The 636-nt window shown below is 63.7% G+C and carries 1 protein-coding gene; it reads right to left on the bottom strand.

The annotated features are described in order from the left end of the window. Nucleotides 1-398 (bottom strand): PLP-dependent aminotransferase family protein (locus AC1DU6_RS34535; protein ID WP_477863001.1); only part of this gene is annotated, 398 nt, incomplete at its 3' end. Nucleotides 399-636: the final 238 nt, after the last annotated feature.

The following is a 636-nucleotide window of genomic DNA, read 5'->3' as shown; positions in this document are numbered from 1 at the left end:
GCCTTCGACAGATCGGGAAGCTCGCCATAGCCGGCATGCAGCTTCGTGACGTCCTTGAGCTTGAGCTCCTTGACGATGTCGGAGACCCAGCCTTCGCCGAAGGATTCCCAGGCGATGGTGGTGACGGGACGGGGCCCGAGCAGCGACCACAGCGCCATCTCGACGGCGCCCGTATCCGATGCCGGCACGATACCAATGCGGTAATCTGCGGGCACTTCAAGCACTTCGCGCGTCAGATCGATCGCGAGCTTGAGCTTATTCTTGCCGATCTTCGCACGGTGCGAACGGCCAAGCGCGGCGTCGGTGAGTTTTTCGGGGGTCCAGCCGGGGCGCTTGGCGCAGGGGCCGGAGGAGAAATGCGGCACATTGGGCCGCGAAGCGGGCTTCGCTGCAGTCATATTCTATCCTTCCAGATAGCTAGCCTCCCGTTGGGGGGAGGTGTCCCGCTGGCGTGGATATGGGAACCAATCCGGAGCGTCAAGCGACTTCCGGGCTATCACGCGTGATTGATGGCCGGATGACGTCGCCCGTCCCGGCGTACCACCACCGGTTTTGCTGATGCCTTGCAATGAACGGCGCGGCGTCCGCCGCACGGCATGGTGATCGCGCGTGGCCTAGAACCGCAACGTCATGCCC

Source organism: Roseateles sp. P5_B10, from assembly GCF_056400485.1.
This window is presented reverse-complemented; position numbering and strand designations above follow the sequence as displayed.